At 59.9% G+C, this 20848-nt stretch carries 17 protein-coding genes; 14 read left to right on the forward strand and 3 right to left on the reverse strand.

Annotation, left to right across the window (positions count from 1 at the left end):
• The first annotated feature begins 49 nt into the window (after positions 1-49).
• The 13 genes from OKW39_RS00005 (at position 50) to maiA (ending at position 15648) form a co-directional block, all read left to right on the forward strand.
• A complete protein-coding gene (locus OKW39_RS00005) occupies positions 50-502 on the forward strand; it encodes a cupin domain-containing protein (RefSeq protein ID WP_429561742.1) in 453 nt (150 codons plus the stop codon).
• A gap of 355 nt (positions 503-857) precedes the next feature.
• Positions 858-1967, forward strand: coding sequence for a LuxR C-terminal-related transcriptional regulator (locus OKW39_RS00010; RefSeq protein ID WP_429561743.1), 1110 nt, complete (start codon positions 858-860; stop codon positions 1965-1967).
• Between the two features lie 180 nt (positions 1968-2147).
• Entirely contained in the window at positions 2148-3314 is a 1167-nt protein-coding gene (locus OKW39_RS00015) for an acetyl-CoA acetyltransferase (protein WP_429561744.1), read from the forward strand.
• Positions 3311-4828, forward strand: a complete 1518-nt coding sequence (locus OKW39_RS00020) for an AMP-binding protein (protein WP_429561745.1) — start codon at positions 3311-3313, stop codon at positions 4826-4828. Before OKW39_RS00015 ends, OKW39_RS00020 begins: the two co-directional genes overlap by 4 nt.
• 36 nt (positions 4829-4864) lie before the next feature.
• A complete protein-coding gene (locus tag OKW39_RS00025; RefSeq protein WP_429561746.1) occupies positions 4865-6652 on the forward strand; it encodes an FAD-dependent monooxygenase in 1788 nt (595 codons plus the stop codon).
• Positions 6653-6673: 21 nt separating this feature from the next.
• Positions 6674-7312, forward strand: coding sequence for a VOC family protein (locus OKW39_RS00030; protein ID WP_429561747.1), 639 nt, complete (start codon positions 6674-6676; stop codon positions 7310-7312).
• A gap of 2 nt (positions 7313-7314) precedes the next feature.
• Positions 7315-8634 carry a fumarylacetoacetase gene (gene fahA / locus OKW39_RS00035; protein ID WP_429561748.1) on the forward strand — a complete coding sequence of 440 codons (1320 nt, stop codon included), beginning with the start codon at positions 7315-7317 and terminating at the stop codon, positions 8632-8634.
• A 195-nt stretch (positions 8635-8829) separates the two neighbouring features.
• Entirely contained in the window at positions 8830-10524 is a 1695-nt protein-coding gene (locus tag OKW39_RS00040) for an MFS transporter (protein WP_429561749.1), read from the forward strand.
• Between the two features lie 98 nt (positions 10525-10622).
• Positions 10623-12287 carry an FAD-dependent oxidoreductase gene (locus OKW39_RS00045; protein ID WP_429561750.1) on the forward strand — a complete coding sequence of 555 codons (1665 nt, stop codon included), beginning with the start codon at positions 10623-10625 and terminating at the stop codon, positions 12285-12287.
• Positions 12288-12297: 10 nt separating this feature from the next.
• Positions 12298-12558 (forward strand): DUF2783 domain-containing protein, encoded by a 261-nt coding sequence (locus tag OKW39_RS00050; RefSeq protein WP_429359531.1) that lies wholly within the window; start codon positions 12298-12300, stop codon positions 12556-12558.
• Between the two features lie 3 nt (positions 12559-12561).
• On the forward strand, positions 12562-13959 hold the full coding sequence (locus OKW39_RS00055; protein ID WP_429359533.1) for an MmgE/PrpD family protein: 1398 nt from the start codon (positions 12562-12564) through the stop codon (positions 13957-13959).
• Between the two features lie 73 nt (positions 13960-14032).
• Positions 14033-14992 carry an MBL fold metallo-hydrolase gene (locus OKW39_RS00060; RefSeq protein WP_429561751.1) on the forward strand — a complete coding sequence of 320 codons (960 nt, stop codon included), beginning with the start codon at positions 14033-14035 and terminating at the stop codon, positions 14990-14992.
• A gap of 8 nt (positions 14993-15000) precedes the next feature.
• Entirely contained in the window at positions 15001-15648 is a 648-nt protein-coding gene (gene maiA, locus OKW39_RS00065; protein ID WP_429561752.1) for a maleylacetoacetate isomerase, read from the forward strand.
• A gap of 566 nt (positions 15649-16214) precedes the next feature.
• Here maiA and OKW39_RS00070 read toward each other — a convergent pair.
• Positions 16215-16481: a hypothetical protein gene (locus OKW39_RS00070; protein ID WP_429561753.1), complete on the reverse strand. Its 267-nt coding sequence runs from the start codon at positions 16479-16481 to the stop codon at positions 16215-16217.
• A gap of 1159 nt (positions 16482-17640) precedes the next feature.
• Positions 17641-18408: a hypothetical protein gene (locus tag OKW39_RS00075; protein ID WP_429561754.1), complete on the reverse strand. Its 768-nt coding sequence runs from the start codon at positions 18406-18408 to the stop codon at positions 17641-17643.
• A gap of 924 nt (positions 18409-19332) precedes the next feature.
• Between OKW39_RS00075 and OKW39_RS00080 the strand changes: the two genes are divergently transcribed.
• On the forward strand, positions 19333-19740 hold the full coding sequence (locus OKW39_RS00080; RefSeq protein ID WP_429561755.1) for a hypothetical protein: 408 nt from the start codon (positions 19333-19335) through the stop codon (positions 19738-19740).
• 158 nt (positions 19741-19898) lie between these two features.
• On the opposite strand, the gene OKW39_RS00085 is transcribed toward OKW39_RS00080, so the two are convergent.
• Complete coding sequence (locus tag OKW39_RS00085; RefSeq protein ID WP_429561756.1) at positions 19899-20603, reverse strand: hypothetical protein; 705 nt, start codon at positions 20601-20603, stop codon at positions 19899-19901.
• Positions 20604-20848 lie beyond the last annotated feature (245 nt).

The following is a 20848-nucleotide window of genomic DNA, read 5'->3' on the forward strand; positions in this document are numbered from 1 at the left end:
GCTTTGACGAGAGCACCTGGCACCCACCGGCTAAATTAAGGAACATTCAATGGAACACTACAGCGGTACCCTTTCCCCCGAGGCCGCAAACGTCTCCGCTGATCTTTTAGAGAAACTCGCATACGCTACGACGGAAACAGCCCCACTGGTAGCAGGTCGCCGAACGTTCTTCAATTATCGGGATCTCGGTGTTTCCGACGCCACAGACGGTCGAATGAGGGCGCAGGTGACCGTGGCGACAGGCGTGATGCAGCAGACCGGTTGGCATTACCATGTTTGCGAAACGCAGTTTATTTTCACCCTCCGAGGCTGGATAGATCTTCAGTTCGAAGATGGTCGAGTTATTCGGGTTGGCGCTGGCGAATCGCTTTATATTCCACCTGGTCTCAAACACAATGAAACGGCAATCTCGGAAGATTTCGAGTTCCTGGAAATTTCAGTGCCGGCCAGGATGGGAACAATACCGTGCGAGCCTCCTGAAGGTTTAAAGATCCTCGACTGAATTGCACGACGTACCGCTTGGCTCGCAATGCGCACTGAGACGCAGTAAGCATGACCTGAAGTCGTGCTTACCAGTCAAGAGCGCTTGCGCTGGTTGTTTTCCTGCCCGCCCTTTACCGCCCCTACAGTCCTGGTCACGCAAGCTAACGGTTCTAACCAACCACGCGGCATGCGACAGCGACAATGTTCTGCTTGTCCTGCTTTCCTTGGCGAAGCCGACGGTGCACGCAACAGAGACCGCGAAAGTCCGACGGCTGAATCGAGCCTATGTATCAGTTCAACGGGTATGATGCCTGGTATGTTCGTTACATAAGTCGTCTGGCCGATTGACCTGTCCGGCGGCTGAAGCCCAGGCGATGAAAGGAAGGCCGAAACTGCATCTGTCGTTAAGTCCGGAGGACAGAGCCGCGCTCAACGACTTCGCGCAGCGCGGCGGCACTCGTCCAGCGCTGGCATTTCGCGCCCGAATCGTCCTGGCCTGTGCAGAGGGACTGGACAATGCGGTTGTGGCCGCTCGCGTTCAGTCGACCGCGCACACAGTCTCCAAATGGCGCAGAAGGTTCATCATGGATGGCCTGCAGGGCTTGACGGATCTTCCTCGCAGCGGGGCTCCCCAAAGAATCGGCGAAGCGACGGTGGCCGAGATCGCATCTCGCAAGCCCGACGGTGTCATGGCAGTAAGCAGTGCCCGCCACGTCGCACGAGAGGCTAACGTTTCCGCCTCCACTGTCGGCCGGATATGGCAGAACATGGACAGGCCGGTAAAACGATCCGGATCCCACGGATCTCGTACCGCGCCTACTTCTGCTGGATCCGAAGTCGTTTCTATAAAGGCGGCGCCCACCGTCAACCAGGAAGGACAGGGTTCCAGTGATGACAGACTGGCTACCGACGTGGGTTCCGGTGAGTCGCCGAATCCGCCTGACGATCTTGTGCAGGCGTTTCGCATGGCACCCGTTGGCCTGCTCCTGTCCAGGCAGCGAGTCATCGTGTCTTGCAACTACACGTTCGGTGAAATTTTTGGGTGTGCGCCCAACGAACTGGCTGGACGCTCGCTGGAATACCTCTACCCCTCCCAGGATGAGTTTCGACACATCGGCGAGCGCGCATGGCTGGTGATGAAGGAGACGGGCTTTTATTCCGATGAGCGCATCATGCAAAGGCTTGATGGCAACCCGTTCTGGTGCCACGTTTCCGGGCGCTCAATGAACCGCGACGATCCATTTGCAACTGCGATCTGGGCATTCGAGGATATTTCGTCGGCCCGTCGGGTAACTCGCGACCTGACTCGGCGCGAGCGCGAGGTCGCGCAACTGCTGGTGACGGGAAAAAGCAGCAAGCAGATCGCGCGCGAGCTGCAAATTAGTCATCGAACGGTTGAAGCACACCGTGCCCGGCTTATGCGCAAGTATGCAGCCATGACGACGGGAGAACTGATCGGCAAGCTACTCGGGCGCGATCGGTGACCTTCTGCACTTCCTCTGCGCCACACTGCCACATTGTAAGTTCTATGCCCGGAGAAACGCGGATTAATGAAAGGAAGTTAAGACGCATCTTACCGGTGTTCACCCTAATGTAATTCGACGACTGCCCTCTCGGTGATGACGCGGGTAAATTTCCCAAATGCACATTGATGGGAGAACGCGATGGGAGTGGCGATTGTAGGCTGGGCGCACTTGCCGTTTGGCCGATTCGACGGCGCAAGCCTTGAGGATCTGATCGTGCGGGCCGGCCGCGAAGCCGTGAAGGATGCGGGCCTGCAAGGCGAAGAAATCGACGGCACGTGGCTGGGCAATTTGAATGGCGGTCTTGTCCCGGACATCTTCGCTTCGTCACTGACGCTCAATTGCAGCGATGGGCTGCGATGGAAGCCGGCGGTGCGTGTTGAGAACGCCTGCGCGTCGGGCGCCGCCGCAATTTACTCGGCATGCGATACGATTGAGGCGGGCCGTGCGCGTACCGCGCTGGTAATCGGCGCCGAAAAGATGACCGATGTATCCGGCGAAGATGTTACGCGCATTCTTGGTAACTGCGCATACTCGGGCGAGGCGGGAAATCCGCCCGGGGGCTTCCCGGGAATCTTCGCCTCAATCGCGCAGGACTATTTCGCGGAGTACGGAGACCATTCGTCGGCGCTCGCGCGTATAGCCGCAAAAAATCACGCGAACGGCGTCGACAATCCGTGGGCGCATATGCGGCGAGACCTCGGCTTTGAGTTCTGCAATACCGTATCTGAAAAAAATCCGATGATTGCGCCACCGCTGCGCAAGACCGACTGCTCGCTAATCTCCGATGGCGCTGCTGCATTGGTGCTTGCCTCGAGCGATGCGGCCGCAGATTTTCCTCGTGCGGTCTCAATCCGTTCCCGTGTGCAGGTCAACGATTATCTGCCGCTGGGGCGCCGCCATGCTGCGTCGTTTGAAGGTCCGAAGCGTGCCTGGCGCGGCGCACTCGAGCAGGCCGGTTGCGTGATTGACGACCTGTCGTTCGCCGAGGTTCACGATTGCTTCACGATCGCTGAGTTGCTCAGCTACGAAGCGATGGGCCTGGCCGCTGCTGGCCAGGGCCATCGTCTTATCGAAGAAGGGGTCGTTGCCCGTGGAGGGCGACTTCCGGTCAACGCTTCTGGCGGGCTCAAAGCGAAAGGCCACCCGATCGGCGCCACGGGCGTGTCCATGCACGTGATTGCTGCGATGCAATTGACCAATACAGCAGGCGCAATGCAGGTTCCCGATGCCTCACTCGCCGGCGTCTTCAACATGGGAGGCTCCGCGGTGGCGAGCTATGTCAGCATTCTGGAGCGCAGCAGATGAACATCGCCCGGTGGCTGCAGCGCACGGCAGCGATCTTTCCCAAGCGGCTCGCGGTTCTGCACGGCGACGAACCCTGGCTCGAATACGGGCAACTTGCGACACGCGTGGCGGCGCTAGCGGGTTTCCTGAACGAGCAATGCGGCGTACAGCCCGGTGCCCGGGTTGCCATCTACTCCGCCAATCGTCCCGAATATCTGGAGGTGCTTCAGGCCATCTATTGGGCAGGTGCCGTTTCCGTGCCTGCTAACTGCAAGCTGCATCCCAGAGAGTTGGAGTACATCCTGGATGACGCCGGGGCCGACGTGCTGTTCGTTTCGAGCGAGTTGCTGTCGACATTGAGCGACCTGCAATGCGGTAAGCGGCGCTGCGTCGTGTTCGGCTCGGACGAATACCTGCATGCGGTCGAATATGCACCGACCGACCTGCATCACCGTCAGCCCGACGATCTCGCGTCGTTGTTCTACACATCCGGAACAACTGGGCGACCGAAAGGCGTCATGCAAACTCACCGGAACCTGATGGCGATGACCGCGTGCTATTGCATTGACGTGGACGATGTCAGCCCCGAAGACGCGATGGTCTACGCAGCGCCGATGTCCCACGGGGCCGGACTTTACCACTATGCGTACATCTTGCGCGGCGCGCGTCACGTGGTGCCGCGGTCGGGTGGATTCGAGCCCGAGGAGCTTGCTGCTCTGGCTGCGCGTGTCGGACCTCTCGCTATGTTCGCCGCACCGACGATGGTCAAACGGCTTGTCGATCACTTCCGCGCGGTCGATGCCGATCCCGCCGGCTTCAAGACGATCATCTATGGCGGCGGACCGATGTACGTGAATGACCTACAGCAGGCTTTGGAAGTGTTGGGTCCGCGCCTCGTGCAAATCTATGGGCAGGGCGAAAGCCCCATGACAATTACTGCACTCGGACGTCACCATCTCTCAGATCGGAAGCATGCTCATTGGTTGGCCCGTGCCGCTTCGGTGGGTGTCGCACAGTCGCTCGTCGAAGTCGACGTCGTGGCGCGAGATGGAAGCTCCGCCCCGAAAGGAGAAACAGGCGAGGTCGTTGTGCGCGGCGCCGCCGTCATGTCCGGCTACTGGAACAATGCGTCCGCTACGCGCGACGCGATCCGCAACGGCTGGCTCTACACGGGCGATACCGGCAGTCTCGACGAGGACGGGTTTCTCACGCTGAAGGACCGATCGAAGGACCTGATCATTTCCGGTGGTTCCAACATCTATCCGCGAGAGGTGGAGGAAACGTTGCTGGCTCATCCGTCGGTGTCGGAAGTGTCGGTAGTGGGCCAGCGAGACGACGAATGGGGTGAGGTGCCCGTGGCTTTCGTGGTGCTTCACGCGGGCCGTCAAACGACCCGCGACGAACTGGACGCCTGGTGTGTGCAGCACATTGCACGCTTCAAGCGCCCGAAACACTACTGGTTCGCCAATGAGTTGCCAAAAAACAGTTACGGCAAGGTATTGAAAACGGAGTTGCGCGGCCGCCTCGGCCAGTAGTCGCTGCGCAAGCTTCTGAAGATGAGGAGAACAATCTTGAAACAAGTCAATGTACCGGTACTGATCGTCGGTGGCGGCGGTTGCGGGCTGAGCACATCTATTTTTTTGGCCAACCTTGGCGTTGAATCGCTGTTGATCGAGAGGCACCCGCAGCAGTCGCCGATGCCGAAGGCGCGGTACCTGAATCAGCGCACGATGGAGGTGTTTCGTCAATACGGCCTTGCCGACGCAATCTACGCGCGCTCATTGCCGATCGAATACGTCAGCAAGATGCGCTGGTGCACGAGTCTGGGCGGCGATCGCCCTTGGGACCGCAAGACGCTTTACGAACTCGAAGCCTGGGGCGGCGGTTCCCTGGGGTTTACGTATCAGAAAGATAGTCCATGCCAGAGCACCGTTTATCCGCAAGTGCGCCTTGAGCCGCTGCTCAAGGCGCATTCGGAGCAGAGGGGTGGTGCGCAGATGCGCTTCGGTCACGAGTTGCTGTCGATCGAGCAAAGCGAGACCGAGGTCATCGCGACCGTGCGTGACCGTATCGCTGACGAAACCTATCAGGTTCGCGCTCAATACGTCGTCGCTGCCGACGGTGGTAAAACGGTCGGTCCGTGCGTCGGTGCGCGTCTTGAAGGTACGCCCGAACTGCTGGAGATGGTAACCGTCTATTTCGCGGCAGATCTGTCGGCTTATATCGACGACGACAACGTCAGCACGTTCTGGTTTGCGAATCCCGAAGGCGACACTAAAGCATGGGGTAGCGGCGTGCTGGGTAAGTTGGGCCCGACGCGGTTCGACCGTCACTCGGAAGAATGGATGTTCCATTTCAGTTTCAAGCCCGGCAGCGGCGAAAATTACGAGGCGGCTACGCTCGTGCCTCGCATCCGCGCATTGTTGAAGATTCCTGATCTCGACGTTAGCGTGCTCAGCGTCGGCAAGTGGATCGTGCAGGGTGTGCTGGCTGATCGCTATCGGTTTGGCCGCGTCTTTCTGGCAGGCGATGCCGCACATAGACATACGCCCACGACGGGGCTTGGCCTGAACTCCGCCGTGCACGACGCACAGAATCTGGCATGGAAACTGGCTGCCGTGATTCGGGGCCGGGCCGGAGCCGGGTTGCTTGATAGCTATGAGAGCGAACGTCGCCCGGTCGCCGAGCGCAACGTCCACTGGGCACTGTTCACGTTCGGAAATTATCAGGTGACGAATGCAGCCATCGGAATCGTGCCGGGCGATCCGCAGGGCAGCGAGGCAAACTTCAAGGCCTTGCTCGCCGAGGGCGACGACGCAGAGGCACGACGTGCCCGATTCAACGAACTGATGAAGGTGCACCGGACAGAATATCAGGCGCATGACCTCGAAATCGGCATCCGGTACGACAGGGGTGCGCTCGTCAGCGACAACACGTCGCCTCCGGCCCGCGACCCGCTGGGCCAACGCTTCGTTCCGACCACGCGCCCCGGCCATCGCATCGCGCACGCGTGGCTCGCGCGCGGTTCGCAGAGAATTTCCAGCCTTGATCTCGCACGGGCTGATCGCTTTGTGCTTATTACCGGCCGGCCGGACGTCTGGGAAACGGCGGCAAAGGAGACCACTGACAGGCTTGGTATGCCCGTCGAGGTGATAGTCATCGCCGACGACGCACAGGTAAGCGATCCTTCGGGCGAATGGCGCAACGTACGCGAAATCGAGGATGACGGCGCAGTCCTGCTGCGCCCGGATCAGCACGTCGCGTGGCGCTGTACAACTGCTCCAGTAGGTGTCGATCTCGCGCAGTGCCTGACGGACGTGCTGGCACAAGTCATCGATCGCGCCCCCGTGCTGGTCTAACTACGACAGATAGGAATCGATATGCAAACTTCCACACTAGAATCGCGCCGCTCGGCCTCCGAGCTGGGACTGCGGCCGAATATGCTCAATCACTATGCACGCGTCACGCATGACGTAGGGGCCACTGCCGACTTTTACGGCCGCATCCTCGGAATGGAACTCGCGAGCACGATCATGGATGATCACGTGCCGTCCACGGGTGATGCCTTTCCCTATTTCCATATCTTCTTCCGGATGGCGGACGGGTCAACGATGGCGTTCTTCGAATGCACCGATTTGCCTTTGCCCTCGTCTCCGTCGCATCCCGCCTACGATGTCTTCGACCACATCGCGCTTGAGGTGAGCGATACGGCCGAGCTCATGCGCTGGAAGGAATGGTTGGTCAGCGAGGGCGTAGATGTACTTGGCCCTGTCGATCACAAAGGCATTATTCAGAGCATCTATTTCCGGGACCCGAACGGATATCGGCTTGAGTTGACGACGCCGATCGATCCTGCATGGAACCAGCACACTACCCAGGCGCAGGAAGATCTTGATCATTGGCTCGCCGCGAAAGCAGCGGCGCAAGCCGAAGGTCGGGACGTCTCCGCCGCCATGATTGAGTTGATCGGACAGATCAAGCGCAAGCGCTACGAGACCTCTGCGGAAGGAAATAATTAAACATGACCCGTTCCAATCACACCCATGACGCTTCACGGAAGAGCTGGGTCCGCTCAGCCAATGACGGCGCGACGGATTTTCCGGTTCAGAACCTTCCCCACGGCGTATTCCGGCGGGCTTCGGGAAATGAAAATTTCCGCGGCGGCATCGCGATCGGCGATCAGATCCTCGATGTAGGCGCTGTTCTGGCAAGGAATCTTTTTCCGGCAGAAGCGCGTGAGGCAGCGCACTCGGCTGCACGTGCGCCGCTCAACGATTACATGGCGCTACCGTCCGACAAGCGAAGCGCTGTGCGCTCGGCTGTGTCGTTCCTGCTATCTGAGGACTGTCCTCAGCGGAAGGAGGTTTCCGAATGCCTCGTTCCGCAGGCGGACGCTGAATACGCTCTTCCGGCGCGCATCGAGAACTTTTCCGACTTTTACTCATCGCTCAGCCATGCAACAAACGTCGGCCGTCTGTTCCGGCCCGACAATCCGATCTTGCCAAACTATCGCTGGCTGCCGGTAGGCTATCACGGCCGTACGTCTTCGATTCGTGTGTCGGGACAGGATTTCCGCCGGCCAATCGGTCAACTGAAGGACCCGAGCAGCGCCGAGCCGGAGTTTGCGCCCAGCCGGCGACTTGATTACGAAGCCGAGCTCGGTGTACTCATCGGACAAGGAAACGAACTCGGCACGGCCATTGACATCCAGAATGCTGACGCGCATGTATTCGGCGTTTGCCTGTTGAACGACTGGTCCGCGCGCGACATTCAGTCATGGGAATACCAGCCGCTGGGGCCGTTCCTTGCGAAAAGCTTTTTCACGAGCCTGTCGCCATGGATCGTGACGCTCGAGGCGCTCGAGCCGTACCGCACCGGCTTCTCTCGTCCTGAAGGTGATCCGGCGCCAATGCCGCACCTTTGGAGCTCCGAGCTGGCGACACGCGGTTCGATTGATATTCGGGTCGAGACCCTGTTGCAGTCAGCGCAGATGCGAACCAGCGGCGCACCTCCGGCGAGTTTGTCCGTCTCGCGTTATCCGGACGCTTATTGGGCAATGTCACAACTGATTGCACATCAGACATCGAACGGGACGAATCTTTGCCCAGGCGACCTGCTCGGCAGCGGGACTCTCTCAGGCCCCGATCCGGCTTCGCGCGCCTGTCTTCTTGAACTCACGGAAGGCGGCAAGCATCCGTTCACGTTGCCGAGTGGAGAAACCCGCACGTTCCTGGAGGACGGCGACACAGTCATCATGCGCGGATGGTGCGAACGAGACGGGTATCGTCGCATCGGGTTCGGAGAGTGCCGCGCGACGGTGCTTCCCGCGCGCCGGCCGTGACGGGTGACGTGATGATGTAAGGAGCGGCTGTGGCCTTGGCCCGCAGCTGGTAGGAAAACATGAACCGCATTGTCCGTAAGAGATAAGCGGCTACCCAGGAATCACCCGGATCGGTAAAGGACAAGGCAACCCAGTGACATGCCCAAAGGGTTTGGTCCAAAGCCGGTCCACCATCGTCCGGATGGAGGAGACACAATGAAATCCGATCAAACCGCCGCGAGCCTCGCGGCAGGCACAGCATTGCCTGAACATTCCGCAGGAAAGCGCTCGGGCGCGAGCCTTTACCAGATTGTGGTTGCTGCATCGCTTGGATCGTGCTTCGAGGCGTACGATTTGTTCCTCGTCGGCACAATGGCTGCCGTGATTGCCAAGCAGTTTTTTTCCGGTGTCAATCCCGCGCTGTCGCTGATCTTTACGTTGCTCGGATTTGCGGCAGGCTTTCTCGTCAGGCCGCTTGGCGCGATGGTCTTCGGCAGCATAGGCGACCGGCTCGGTCGAAAACAGGTTTTCGTCGTGACGGTCGCGCTGATGGGACTGGCGACCGTGCTAATCGGTCTGCTGCCGACATATGCAACCGTCGGCGTTCTCGCCCCCATTATGTTCGTCGGGCTGCGGCTTGTTCAGGGGTTTGCGTTGGGCGGCGAAAATGGAGGGGCGATGGTCTATGTCGCGGAACACGTTCCGGCAAACCGGCGCGCCTTCTATACGTCGTGGCTCCAGATTGCACCGATCGCCGGTCTGATTCTCTCTCAGCTGGTCGTGCAGGGCACGCGTTCTACATTCGGCGGGGCGGCTTTTCTTGAATGGGCCTGGCGTGTGCCGTTCGTGCTATCGCTGGTTTTGCTGGCGTTGTCGTTGTGGATGCGTACCCGCATGGGCGAATCACCTGAATTCGAACGCCTGCGCAACGAACACCAGGTCTCGCGCGCGCCGCTCAGGGAAGCGTTCACCGGTCGTCGCAACATCGTCGCAATGATCTGTTCGCTGTTCGCTCTTGGACCCGGCGCGGCGGTGACTTTTTACAGCGCATTTTTCTACACGCCATTTTTCCTGACCGAGGTGTTGCGCGTTGAGCCCGCAACGGCCAATCTGCTTTCAATGTTTTCGCTCGTCATGGCGGTTCCGATCTTTCTCGCTTTCGGCGTGCTGTCCGACAAGATCGAGCGTAAGACAGTAATCTGCGCAGGGTTCATTCTGGTTGTCCTTTGTTATCCGGCGATCTACCGCGGCCTGACGCATTTTGCCAATCCGGCGCTGGAACGCGCCATTGAGACGGCGCCCGTCGTGGTCGTGGCCGATCCGCACGAATGCTCGACGCAATTCAATGCACTCGGAACGTCGAAGTTCCATACGTCCTGCGATCTCGCAAAGAGTGCGCTTGTCCGCGCCGGCATCAGCTACACGAATGAGACAGCGAGCGCGGGTGCCGGTGCAATCATCAGGGTGGGCGATAAGGTCGTCGCTTCTTACGACGGCAGCGGGACGGACGCCCCAGTCAAGGCTAAAGCTTTCGCCGCCTCGCTGCGCGGTGCGCTGGACTCCGCCGGATACCCGCAGAAGGCCCCGCCGCACGGTGTGAACCGGCCAATGGTCTTCCTGCTGCTGGTCGCCCTTGCCACTTTTGCAGCCATGACCTACGCACCTTTAGCAGCGGCCATGACTGAACTGTTTCCAGCCAGGATTCGCTTCACCGCGCTTTCCGTGAGCTACCACATCGGCTTCGGCTGGACTGGAGGATTTCTTCCTGCAGCGGCTTTCGCGATCGTCGCGGCGAACGGGAACATGTATGCAGGATTGGCCTATCCCAGGGTGGCCGCCCTGATCGGCGCAATCCTTGTCGTGGCGTTCATGCTGGCGACACGCACGGGAAGACTGAAGCACGAGACGTGACACGAGGGGTTGGCGTGGCGGGCGGGCGCCGGGTCGGCGTTGCATGGCGTGGACTTGGCGGCGCGGTTACGCAAGGTTGTAATCTGGAGACATTGACAGTGCATAGTACCTATCAGTACGAGAAATTCGAATTTGTGCGCCCGCCTGAGCTCAATGGCGTTCCCCATGGGCGCTACCCGGTGGTCGTGGTCGGCGCCGGCCCGGTTGGTCTCACTACCGCTATTGACCTGGCCGCCCAGGGGACGCCGGTGCTTCTCCTGGACAACGACGATACTGTTTCACTCGGCTCACGCGGGGTGGCGTACGCCAAACGCACGCTCGAGATCTTCGACCGACTCGGCTGCAGTGGGCCGATGATGCAAAAGGGCGTGTCCTGGAACGTCGGCCGTACATTCTTTGACGAGACGGAAGTTTTTAACTTCAATCTCAGCCCGGAGCCCGACCATCATCGGCCCGGCATGATTAACCTTCAGCAGTACTACCTCGAAGAGTTTCTGCTTCGACGCGCTCGCGAGTTACCGAATCTCGAGATCCGTTTCAAGAACGAGGTCATCGGCGTTATGCCGCAGGGTCATGAGGTGACGCTTCAGGTCAGGACCCCTGCGGGTGACTACACCTTGGATACGGAGTGGCTCGTCGCTGCGGACGGCGCGCGCAGCCCGATCCGCACCCTTCTTGGGTTGGACATCGACGGGAAAATCTTCAAGGATCGGTTCCTGATTGCCGATGTGGTCATGAACGCCGACTACCCCACGGAGCGGTGGTTCTGGTTCAATCCGCCGTTTCACCGTAATCAGTCGGCGCTCGTACACCGTCAGGCCGACAACGTCTGGCGGATCGACTTCCAGCTTGGCTGGCAGGCCGACCCCGAAGAGGAAAAGAAGCCAGAGAATGTGATCCCGCGCATCAAAGCGATGCTGGGCGACGACCGCGAGTTCGAGCTCGAATGGGTGAGCATCTACACGTTCCAGTGCCGGCGCATGGGCAGCTTCAACCATGGTCGCGTGCTTTTTGTCGGCGATTCCGCGCATCAGGTTTCTCCTTTTGGCGGGCGGGGTGCCAATTCGGGCATACAGGACGCCGACAACCTGGTATGGAAGCTCAGGCTCGTTATGGAAGGCAAGGCGCCGTCGGCGCTGCTCGACACCTACACGGAAGAGCGCGGGCTGGCTGCTGACGACAACATCAGGAACTCGACGCGCTCGACGGATTTCATTACCCCGAAAAGCAACATCAGCAAAACGTTCCGTGATGCTCTACTGGGGCTGGCCGGGGAGCAGCCTTTTGCACGGGCGCTGGTGGACTCTGGCCGTCTCTCGGTGCCCACCATCCTGATCGACTCGAGTCTTAACACGCCGGATGCGTCGACGTTCGCCGGCAACATGGTGCCGGGGGCGCCGATGGCCGATGCGCCGGTGACCGGTGGCGGTCAATCATGGCTGCTCGGTGCCTTCGGTGACCGCTTCGCGCTACTCCTTTTCACGAAGGACGCATCAGCGCTCGATGCGGCGACTGTTCAGGCGCTCGCCGAACTTTCGGACGCGCCGATTCCGGTCGAGGCAGTTGTGGTGGCGGAAGGTGGCAGCGCCCCTGGCGGCATTCCCACGCTCATCGACGTCAAGGGGCGCGTCCGCGAGCGATACGATCTCGCTCCCGGGAGCGTCTATCTTGTGCGGCCCGACCAGCATGTCGCGGCACGCTGGCGCGAGCTTGACCCGATGAAGGTACGGAGTGCGATTGCCCGCGCGACGTGCAACGATTGAAGGACTCAGAATGGCACTGACTACACAGCCCAATTTTGCTGAACCCGGCAAACGCTATTTCTATTCGTTCGTTCCGGGCGACGATTTTTACGAGGCGCTCATCGATGCTCATCGTGACCTCACCGATGAGCAGAGTTCAACGCTCAACGCGCGGCTGATCCTGCTGCTGGCCAACCACATCGGTGATTTATCGGTGCTGCGCGAGGCGCTTGGTATCGCGAGGGGAAAAGTGGAGACCACCGGCAACCTCGGACCTTCCGCGGAGCGTTGATCCATGAGCGGATCCAATGATTTGATGCAGGCTGAATGGCGTCTGACGGATTTTGTGCATGGGTTTGATGCCTCGCATGCACCGGAAGAGGCACTCGCAGTCGTGCGCAACATGCTTTTGACGACCCTGGGCACGGCGATCGCGGGTGCCTCCGAGGACGGTTGCGCAGCGATTTTGGACTTCGTCAGGGAACGTGACAGATCAGGCGGTGCCACAGTGTTCATTCATGGCGATTCCGTATCAGCCAGCGGTGCCGCGTTGGTAAACGGCGTCATGTGTCGGGCATTGGACTTTTGCGATGCGATGGCGCCCGGGTTGCATATCGGTTCCTCGCTCATTCCCGCGGCACTGGCCGCGGTGGAGCTCGCCGGCGGTTGCTCGGGCCGGGACTTCCTATCCGCGCTGCTCATCGGGGCGGAGATTGCCTCCCGGATGAATCTGGCAGAGGCGGATTACGATGGCGCCGATCCGACGGGCGTGGCCGGGGTCTTCGGCGCGACCGCAGCGGTGGCGAGGATACTCGGCCTGGACCGTCAGCAAACCCTGCACTCACTGGCCTTGGCGTTCAACCGGGCAGCGGGCAGCTTCCAGAGCAATATCGACGGCTCACTCGCGGTGCGACTGATTCAGGGGTGGGTGGCCGAGACCGGGGTCACGTGCGCGCAGCTCGCGCAACGCGGTATCACCGGACCGGGCCGCTTCCTGTCGGGTGTCTACGGATATGCGCACCAATTTGCCCGAGGGCTTCGCAAGGCCGACGAGTTTGTCGAGGGACTCGGAGAACAGTGGCAGGTAATGAGCACCGTATTCAAAAAATACCCCAGTTGCGGCCTGACGCAGGGGGTGACCGAGCTGGCGCTGCGCGCACGCAAGGAACTCGATATCGGACCGGGTAACGTCGGTCGCATTGAGGTCAGACTGCCGCCGTATGCGTTCCGCCTTGTTGGCCATGATTTCGTAATAGGCGAGAACCCTCGCGTGAACGCGCAGTTCAGTGCGAAATACTGCGTCGCTAATGCGTTGGTTCGGGGCGCATCGCGACTCGAGCACTTCGTCGAGTCGAGCATCCGCGATCCCGAGGTACTTGCATTCACCGGTCGGGTCGACGTGATTTCCGATGAGACCATGCAGGCGCTTCACCATACGGCAGTCGAGCTTCACGTCGAAGCGGCCGACGGCCGTCGGCTGAAGCTGGCGCTCGATATTGCTCCGGGTTTTCCAGGCAACGCTCTGCCCGAGCAAGCCCATCTGGCGCGTTTCACGGACTGTCTGCAGTATGCGGCTAAACCGGTCTCAGGTCAGCAGGCTGACCAGCTTGTGCAGATCGTGAACACTATCCAGGAGCAGGACGACGCGCACGCCATCCTGTCTCATATGCAGGTGGAGCGCGGCGGCGCATGACCTCGGGGTCCGCGCTAGCACAAAACAGCTGTTTCCCATCTTAGATATCCGTTACAGAACACGGAGAGTTGGCATGGCAAAGGCATTCGCATCCCAAGGGGACCTGGAAGTCAAAGAAATTACATGGACGCAACTGTCGGAGAACGCTTATGCGTACACCGCCGAGGGCGATCCGAATTCGGGCGTGATCATCGGTGATGATGGTGTATTGATCATCGACACAACCGGTACGCCCGCAATGGCACAGCAACTGATCGCAAAAATCCGGTCGGTGACGGACAAGCCGATCAAGTATGTGGTGCTGTCGCACTATCACGCCGTGCGCGTCCTGGGCGCGTCGGCCTACTTTAAGGAAGGGGCCCAGGAGATCATCGCCAGCCGCGGTACCTATGAGCTGATCGTAGAGCGCGGCGAAGCGGACATGAAGTCGGAGATCGAACGCTTCCCGAGGTTGTTCGCAGATGTGGAGACGGTGCCTGGGCTGACCTGGCCAACGCTTGTTTTCGAAAAGGAAATCACGCTTTTTCTCGGCAAGCTTGAAGTCAAGATCGCACATCCCGGCGCGGGCCATACCAAGGGCGACACGGTGGTCTGGCTGCCGTCGCAGAAGGTGCTGTTCTCCGGTGATCTGGTCGAATACGGGGTGGCCTGCTACTGCGGTGACGCTCAGTTGGCCGAGTGGCCGGCGACGCTCGAAGCGCTGCGTGCTCTCGGTGCGGAAAAGCTCGTGCCGGGCCGTGGACCGGCACTGGTGACACGCGAAGATATCGAGCAAGGGCTCAACTATACGAAGGACTTCGTGACCACTCTGCGTCAGAGTGGTCGTGATGCGGTCGCGCAGAAGCTCGATCTGAAGGGTGCAATGGCGCACACGCGCAAGGTCATGGACCCGAAGTTCGGGCATGTTTTCATCTACGAGCACTGCCTGCCCTTTGACGTGTCGCGGGCCTACGACGAGGCCAGCGGTATCAGCCATCCACGCATCTGGACGGCTGAACGAGACAGGGAAATGTGGGATCAGCTTCAGGGCTAAGAGCGGACATGAAGCTATATAGCTACTTCCGGAGTTCGGCGTCCTATCGCGTGCGGATTGCGCTGAACCTCAAGGGGATCGCGTACGAGTACCTGCCGGTGCATCTGGTGCGCAACGGCGGCGAACAGCTCGCGCCGGCATATAGGGAAATCAACCCCGACCAGCTGGTGCCTACGCTGCTTGACGATGCGGGAGCGTCGATTCCGCAATCGCTCGCAATGATCGAGTACCTTGACGAAATCCAGCCTGATCCGCCGCTCCTGCCAGGAGATCCTGCGGGGCGTGCCTATGTCAGATCGCTGTCGCTGCAAATCGCATGCGAAATCCATCCCCTGAATAACCTGCGCGTGCTGAAGTATTTAACGGCGAATCTGGGCCTGACTGAGGAAGCGAAGCTCGCCTGGTACCGGCATTGGGTCGAGGTTGGGTTTGAGTCGCTCGAGACGCGGCTCGTGGCCGACAGGCGGACCGGCAGGTTCTGCGTCGGCGACGCACCGACAATGGCTGACCTCTGTCTTGTGCCACAAGTTTTCAATGCGCAGCGCTTCTCCGTCGACGTCGACCGCTTTCCGATACTCACGCGCATCAATGAGAACGCAATTGCGCTCGCCGCTTTTGCGCATGCGGCGCCGGACCAGCAACCTGACGCGGCATGAGCGCGTGGGCCGTGAGGAAGGACAGAGGTGCGTCCGAACGGTCGCTTCGCTTTGATTGATGAGGTCTTGCCGTCGAGAAACTCCAGCCCACGCTGACGCAAGGGCCAGGGGACAGGGAACGCGCCTGGGCGCTGGATACAGCGGACGACGAGGGGCGAGCAACAATAAGCTGGAGGCTGTCGGATAGCACTCAAGTGTTTGCAATATCAGTCGCCTGACGAATTTAAAAGGAATTCGATAGCAAATTCAGTTGCACGCCGCGAGAAGAAACGAAAACCCGCGTTGCCTCTAGCTGCCCGCGTGGACTCTGAGCGGTGGGCGGCAGTTGATCGCTGTCAAGCGGACGAACCGGCGTCCCGTGTGCATAGGCTTCGGGCGTCGCCTAATGGCCGATAGGACCTGTTCGATGAGCGTTTTTGAGATCCGACGTTGGAATCCTCAACGCCGGCTTTCGGGCGACTTGCGTGAACGCGTACTGCCGGCCAGGTCCGGTCAGTCCGACTTCATGCGCGAATGACGGGTGCTTAGACCGAACCGGCCAGTCGTGTGCACTGCTGCAGCGCGGCTTAAAGATCCTGGCCAGTAATCTCGATGCGCTCTCCACTCGATGGAGGTATTTTGCGTTCCGCAACTCCCACTAACTTTTGCTTTCCCAACTGAAACGCGAGCAGCAACTGCTTCTGGCTGTCGTCTGCCACTCCGAGGTATTCGCAAACAACCTCCGGTCTGAGTTCGAAGGCGCAGTATCCCCACCCGAAGCCATACGCGGAGAACCACAGCGCTGACCGGCTGTCGACGATTGGGGTTGTCAGTTTGATGTATGACGAATCCATGGCGTTCGCCCTCCAGACTGGTGGTTGCCGAACTGGATTGTCCCACAACGCGTCCTCATGGCCGGGTGCCAGGCGACATCACGCCGCACTGATGACAGGCGGCTTCGGCCGGTTGTCGAAGGCTGCCCGGCGGGGTGGCATCTTCTGGCTGCATACCAGTCACCTAAATTGGGGCTTTGAATGGCGCATAGGGGTGCGTGCTGCCGATCGCAGCTCGTGCGAAGTTCAGGCAGCGTATGCTCATTGCATGAGACTGCAACCGGCCAGCTACGGACGTTGGTCGGCACCTTCGCGCGGACGTTCCGACGTCTGCTACCCCGCAGTACCCGCCGCTCGGGCAGGCCGGCTCCGTCTTGTTGTACTGCGATATGTTTGTTCGACGCCCGGCCCGCTTCATCGTCTCGATGATATACACGAGTATAAGAGCCCGACGCTCACGTACGACTGCGGCAACCGTTCGTAGAATGGCCGTCTTGGGACCATCCGCATATCATGGTTCCATGGACGGTGCGATTGTTATGTAGGAGGCGAGGATCGAATCGGCAGGGCTTAGTTTGGACGCTTGTGAACAGTTGTGGGACATCACCCGGCCAACGCGTTGACACAATGAGTCTCCTCAGGTTCCTACCTTCCCACCCCTGGGAAAAACGGAACCTCCTTCGAAGCCGGCTTCCGCCGGCTTTTTTTTACCGAGCGGTCAGCGAGCGGCGGAAAGCGCCTGCCACCGGTAGACAGGCGCAGACCCCGGCCAAGTACGGCGCGTCGACCTCGACCTCGGGCCGAGGTTTCAACGTCGGCTGAGGTACAAGCCCTCGATTTGTTGCACATCGACGACGGCCAGAGCAGGTACTTGCCGGCCAGGAATGCCCAATGAAGTTCAGGCTGCGGGGCATAAGGAGAGGAAGACGATGAAAAAGATTGGATACCCCCACTTCACCGCCATCGAGCTGTGGGTCCTCGCCGTCTCCATCGTCATCGCAGTCGGAGTACAGATATGAGTGTAGCGCCCACGCCAGCGCATCGCTCGTGCCTCCCTCCCAACGACTTTTCCGACTGTCTGCTCCGCAGCTAAAGCTCCCGTTGAGATACCGTCGGTCGAGGGGCAGAAGTGGGTCGCGAGGAGCCTGACGCACTCGCTTTCCTTTTTATTTCGATGTCTTCAGGCGTTTAGGGCCTGTTTGAACGCTTGTGCGTCAGCTCGCCGAGCAACCGTAGATTCCGTTCGACGCTGGAGCGACGTCGTGCGATTTTCTTCAGCGCTCGCGATAAAGCTGGACAGTTCGCGCTCCATGGCTGAATCTTTGGTGCCCGGCTTCCACGACGCGGCTCCGTGCCGTCGGCGTGTGGCCCGGGCAAGGGCTAACGCGGCCATTGCAGCCTTCGCACATTCGTATTCAACCAGACCGCAAAGTTCGATTGGCTCGCCGAATTCCCGGAACGCTTCCACATACTCCCGGGCGGCATGCACCGTGGCCGGGTACTCGCGTAGTTCGGAAACGATCTTGCGGCTGAGGACGTTCCATCGGAGTTTGTCTGGGTAGCCAAAGGCAGCAACGGACACGGTCCTGACCGCTTCACGGCCCACCGAGTCGGCCGGCTTTGTCGCCGCCCACGCAGCCTTATGCATAATCGTCCGGCAGGTTCGGGCGTAGCTCTCCAACGACAACGCCAGTTCCAGCGCTGTATCGCGTCGCTGAGACCTGCGTTCCCTGACATTTCTCGCGGAGATCCATGCGAGCGTCACGATGGAGCCGACCGCGCTTGACGCCAACGCCAAAGCTATCGGGTTGTTCCAGCTAACAAGCTGAAGATATTCGAGCCATTCCTGTCGCATGCGACGCGCTTCGGAGAACGTGATCCGGAAAGTATAGGTAATCGTTTGCGGACTATTCATGGCAAAAAAATGCGGTTTGTGTTTTTGCCACAATCACTTCGCGATCGGGCGAGGTGCGCCTTGACAAACCCGCCCGAAACGGTCCCTAACCGAAGCTTCGGTGACGTGCGTCCGGACGCGAGGCACACCACACTCCGGTCTTTGTCCGTTGCGTCCGGTGTCGCGCCGGACCTTCAATAAAAATCCCGGTTGTGCGCCACGCGTTACGTCAGAGACGCCGATAGTGATACGGGAGTAGCGCTTACGGCTTGCTCCAGACCTGTTTCCAACACATGAGAAAGGTACCGCGAACGTCCCTTGAGACCGCTCCTTCGAGCGGACACGCCGTGTTCACTAGCGCGGGGCCGAAGTGGGCGACCTCTCTATCCGCGTCAGCGAGTACATCGGCGGGCACCCGGCCCGAAATCGACAGGCTGGCGAGTACGCCTGCACAGCCAACCAGAATAACGAGAGTCCGTTTTAATCGGGTTGGGCGGCTGGCGATAAAATCAAGTGGCATTGGGTAGCCTCGTCTGGCGGGGGACTTATGAGTGGTCTTATCGGCACCGGCCACCGAAATCATAGAGCTTCGCTCAATTATTTTTTTCGGACCAGATCGAGCGCGAGAGGGGCAAACGATGGGTCGAAGCTGGGCGCGCATGGGATCCCAGATCCGAGCCCAAATCGCATCCCCGGATAGCTCGATTTCTCATGTATGGAGTTTGTCCGAAACGGATGCGATTGGTCACAAAGCAGACGTTGATGAGACTGCGACGACGAGTCCGATTCGGGTCGACTTGAGTGGGTCACTGTGGGACTGGATGCGGCCATTAGGCGACGTTGGTCGTCACCGCAACTCGACATTTTGGGCGGCCGCTTAGCACCGACAAGCGGCCTTTCAGCCTTCAGTTGGAGGCAATCTTCGTCGCATCGCCGCGGGCATCGGCGACAGCAGTAAGGGCACGGCCGGTCGTTTCAGTGATGCTCGTCGACGTGCTCGGCCGCATGACAGCATCGTGCCCGCATTGGTCGATCACCACCTCTCGGCCGTTGGTCTGGGTACGCTGCAGCGGTGCTGCGCATGTGCTGTCAGCCGGATCGTGGGCGCAATGCTCGCCTCGAAGATTCTCGCCGCCAGTCAACGAGGCAAAGGCCTGCGAAATCATCCTCGCGATGGCGGGCATCGAAGCAATCGCCGACGTCGCCGGACTGATGGTCGCCCCGGTCCTGTATGCCTACGTCAAGAACGAGCTGAAGAGGGCAGCCCTCTTGGTGGCGACCCGCAAGACAAAGTCGCGGCGTACCGCCGCCTTTGCGATGGCTTCGTCAAGCGTTCGTTTACCGTCGATGCGACAGGCGGGGCATGCGCCCGCGCGCGGACGATGAGACAAAACCTGCGTTCGCTCCTAACCAGCGGCGCGCGCCGTGGATGGCCTCGGTCCGTCGGGTTCCTGCTGGCGGCCCACGCAGTCTGGATTTCCCTGCACCTTCACGCGCCGCTGTTCGTGATGCCGTGCCGAGCATTTCCGCGCCGGCGGCGGTCGTTAATCCGACTGACGGCGAATAGTGACTGTCGCATGGAAGCTGGTCGTGCAGTGAGCGATCGCATCCGGATCCGGCGTGCGCGCGCCGGCGGTCATGCAGATAGTGTCTTCAGTGAGCTTATCGATGCTTTGTGCTCCGCTATTCGAATAGCCGTTATTGCAAACATGCCGCTCCGGCATGGGCGTCGCCGACCCCGGAACGAAGTGCCAACCGGATTTGCCTTGCCAATCGGTTGGGGGTGGAAAGCAATTCGAAAAGCCGGCCGCTGTCGTCTTTCCCTTCTCGTGCATCTTTCTGGCCTGGTCCTCTGTAATTTCCGCCGGGACGGACGGGGTCGTCCACGTCGAGTCCTCGGTGTGGCGCGTAACAGGCCGGTACACAATTTTGATAACGCAGTCCTGTATGGTCTTGAAGAGTTCAAGCTTCGACTGGTCCATTTCTACCGGAGTGCCAATCACGCTTGGAATCTCCGACTGCGTGTACCCAGCCTTTCCCGACAGGATGCGCTTCTTCAACAGGTCAAGGCCAGCATCAACATGAACGTCAAGATTTTTGCCAACCGAGCATGCCTTTATTGCTCGATCGACGTCGGCATCGCTTAGCTTCGCTGTCTCGCCGTTAGCGCAAACAGCGTGAAGCCCGACGAACATCGCGGCTGCCATGATCTTTTGATGTGAGCGGGTAATCCGTCGACGATTCTTCATGGAACTCCGTCCGTGCAGCGGCGGTGCCGTAACTATCGGAGTGGTACACAAATCCAAAGCTCGCCCTTCCTTTCGTTGACGCGCACCACCCACGTCCACTCAGAGGGGGCGCAACGACCCGATATCTGAATCCGTTCAGCAGGAGTGGATTGATATTGTTGGCACGCTTAGGGTCGCTGACCAGTCGGCCTCGCTACCCCACAAAAGAGACCCCCCTGTGCGACGTGTTCAGAAAGAATCGCCTG

Source organism: Paraburkholderia sp. MM6662-R1, assembly GCF_050436245.1.
GTDB classification, from domain to species: Bacteria; Pseudomonadota; Gammaproteobacteria; order Burkholderiales; family Burkholderiaceae; genus Paraburkholderia; species Paraburkholderia tuberum.